At 65.3% G+C, this 3276-nt stretch carries 3 protein-coding genes; all 3 read right to left on the bottom strand.

Translation table 11 applies throughout. The features are described 5' to 3' along the window. Positions 1-692 (bottom strand): sulfurtransferase (locus tag A2J03_RS23915; RefSeq protein WP_068378974.1); only part of this gene is annotated, 692 nt, incomplete at its 3' end. 48 nt (positions 693-740) lie between these two features. Next, the gene (locus A2J03_RS23910; protein ID WP_068378971.1) at positions 741-2138 is read right to left on the bottom strand and encodes a condensation domain-containing protein; all 1398 of its coding nucleotides are present in this window, start codon (positions 2136-2138) and stop codon (positions 741-743) included. Next, the coding region (locus A2J03_RS23905) for a condensation domain-containing protein (protein ID WP_068378969.1) at positions 2139-3276 on the bottom strand (1138 nt) is incomplete at its 5' end.

Raw genomic sequence — 3276 nt, 5'->3', positions numbered from 1 at the left:
ATCTCGTCGAGTTCGGCGCGTGAGCGGAAACGCCCGTCCGGTGCGGCAGCCTTCGCCCACGGAATGCTCGTGGCGGTCGGGATGTGGCCACCGCGAAGCGCGCCTTCCTCGGGGTAATCGGGCATGTGCGTGCGCTCGCCGGTGTACTCCGCAGGCGACCGCACGTCGACGAGGGGAATTGTGCCGAGGCTGGACAGTACGTCCGCGGCAAATGCACGAATCGGTGCGTCGTCACGTTCGACGACCGGGTAGTCGGTAGCCGGGTACTCGGGGACGTCCAGAGTCGTGTCCCGGTTCTCCGCGAGCCACGCGTCGCGGCCGCCATCGAGCAGGCGGACGTCGTCGTGTCCGAAGAGGGTGAACACCCAGAGCGCATACGCGGCCCACCAGTTGCTCTTGTCCCCGTAGATGACGACGGTGTCCGTGCGCGAAATGCCCTTGCGGCTCAGTAGCGCTGCAAACTGCTCGCCGTCGATGTAGTCGCGTGTGACGGGATCGTTGAGGTCGAGATGCCAATCGATCTTGACTGCTCCGGGGACGTGGCCGACGTCGTAGAGGAGAACGTCCTCATCCGACTCGACGACCTTGAGGCCGGGAGTTCCCAGGTGTGCGGACAGCCATTGCGTGGACACCAGGCGATCCGGATGTGCGTAATCGCCGAACGAGGGGGTGGGGTCTGCTGCTATGGGCACTTCTTCTTCGCTCCTACATGGGATCGATTCGAGCTGACTGTCACGATCCTATGCGTTCGGTCCGACGAGCGAAGCCTCACTCGAATACGCCGTGGGTCCGACTTCGCGGCGGATCACTGCCGCAAGCGTCAGGGCGAAGCTCGCGATGATCGCGTGGCCCTGGGATGTGTCGGGGAAGCGTGAGCGCAGTGCTCTGCCGTCTCGTGTTCGCGATACCCAGAATTGAGCGTCGTCGGCGGTGGTGACGTTGCTGATGTGGTGGGCGTTGCGGTCGTCGGCGTCTGCCCCCGGCAAGGCGCGGTAATCGATGTAGGAAATCATGAACACGTCCTGTCGAGGCCGTGAGAATCGCTCGCCCAGCGCTCGAAGCACATGCGGAATCGGCACGGCCGCCAGGGGCAGTGCGGCCCGGAACGACGCGTGCGCGGAGGCGAGCGTGTCGGCGAACGTGTCACCGACGGTGACGCTCATCGGCGCGTTCGTCGTGAACCATCCCAGTGCGTGCGCATACTCGGCAGCTCGGCGAGTATGCAGCGGAAACAAGAGGGAAAAGAGTTGCGGGCCGCCCATTTCGGCTGTGGCGGTTGCAGCCGCCGCAACGATTGCCGAGAACATGCCTGCTCCGAGGTCGCGACAACGGCGTTCGAAGAGCACGGCGTCGTCCGCCGTCGCGAGCGCGTGAATCGTGGTGGCCTGAGAAGCCTGATCGCCAACGGGCCCCCCGAGATCGAATGGAAACGCTGGAGTGTGGCCACCGCACCCGTCGACGAACTCGGACCAGGCGAGAATTCGAGGATCCGAGGACGAGACTTCGGGCGCCTGCGCTTCGTCTGCGCAGTACTCGACGAAACTTCCGACGCTGTCCAGTTCAGGGGCATTGCCCGCACGACGAGCACGGTAGAGGGCTGTGATCTCCTCGGCTGCGACGGTCATCGACAGCGCGTCGACGTGAGCGTGGTCGAAGCCGCACACTATGGTTGCGCGGTCCGGACGGTCCACTGCGGCAAAGGAATACGACGGTCGTTGCGAGGGATGGCAGAGATGGTTCAGTCGCGCGCGGAGGTGGGTGCTGACACTGGCGGAATCGGTGATCGTCGTGGCGCTCGGCCGGCCGATCCGCAGCTCGGCCGACTCGTGAACTCGACGATGAACCTCGCCATCGGAGGTGTGGAATGTCGTGCGCAACGCGGCGTGGCGCTCGATGAACTCGGTGAAAGCCCAGGTGAGCGCATCGATGTCGAGGGGGCCCTCGATGTCGAACGCGGTGGCGATCCACACTGCCCCGGTCCGATCTCCTGCACCCGACGCGTCGAGGGCGGAGGACAGATGGAAGGTTTGATTGAAGGACGGTGGGATTGGCGACGACCCTCCGGCCCCCAGGTCCACGGGCCACTCGAGGTACGTACCCGGCGCGGTCCGGAACTCGGTGATCGAGGTAACGCGCATCTAGTGGTGCCCGATCGTCTCGGGCACCCGAATCACGTAGTCACCCTCGTGAGCAACTGTTTCCAGCACAGCCTGGAGGTGTGAGTGGTACCGATCCACCGACTGGGCTGCGACGTCGTTGTCGGGCACCTGCGCGACGAGATACAGGTGATCGGCATCGCGGTTGATCCACATCGACGCGTTCGACGTCCGTCCTTCGCCGGTGAAGTGCTCGCCGCGTGCGTCGGCGGGCCGACCGACCCCGGGGAACCAGCGAAAATCGATGTAGGACAGCATATTAGGACTCACTGCGAGTTCGGTGCCTAGCGTCCCGTCCGCAGCGAGTGCTCCGAGGACGGCGTGCACGGGCGCAGCTGCGATGTGCTTGGCGTCTTCGAAGCCGTCGTGTGCCTTGGCTGCGACCGTCGAGAACGAGTCGGCGTCGTCGATCTCGAATGCGACCGGTGCGAAGTTGACGAACCAGCCCTGAGACTGACCGTAGTTTCCGAGATGCCGGGTGCTGAGTACGGTGATTCCGAAATAATCCGACCGTCCGGCCAGTTCGTAGTCGGTGATTCCCACCGCCGCGAACACGCCGCTGCTGATCCGTGCGCCCGCAGCTTTGCACGCCCGGTCGAGAGCGGCGGTGGCATCCGCGTCCAGGAGATGCCGTTCGACAATGCGTACGGGACCGCGGTCGCCCTCCGCCAGGCCGAGATCGAGCGGAAAGCGTGGCATCCTGCCGTCGTTCTTGTCGAATATCCGCTTCCACGCGCGGATTTCAGGCGAGTCCGGGCCGTACGTAGCGGCCCTCGTACGTTCCTCGGCGGCGTAGTCGAGGTGGCTTCCAGCGGGCGCCGGTGCCGGTGCGTCCTCGCCGATTTCGAGGGCATACAGGTCCGCCAGCTCGCTGATGACCAAGGCCTGCGACCCGCCGTCCGTGAACGCGTGGTCGGCGCCGTAGTAGAGCGTGAAGCTGTCGGCGCGTTCGACCGCACCCACGACGAATCCCGGCCATTCGAACGCCGTCGCCTCGGACGAGAAGCGCCTGCGAACGTAGGTCTGGAACTCCGCGTCGAGGCTGAACGTGCCCTTCTCGCTCGGGGCGAACGCTGCCGCCTCGCGCGGCACGAGGCGACGAGTCACCGCACCGCCCTCG

Source organism: Rhodococcus sp. EPR-157 (assembly GCF_001647195.1).
Lineage (GTDB): Bacteria > Actinomycetota > Actinomycetes > Mycobacteriales > Mycobacteriaceae > Rhodococcoides.
Note: the sequence above shows the minus strand (reverse complement) of the source record. Positions and strands in the feature narration are given on the sequence as shown.

What these genes read in the sequence shown, in the direction of transcription:
- A2J03_RS23910 (WP_068378971.1), bottom strand. Translation starts at nt 2,138, where the DNA reads ATGCGCGTTACCTCGATCACCGAGTTCCGGACCGCGCCGGGTACGTAC.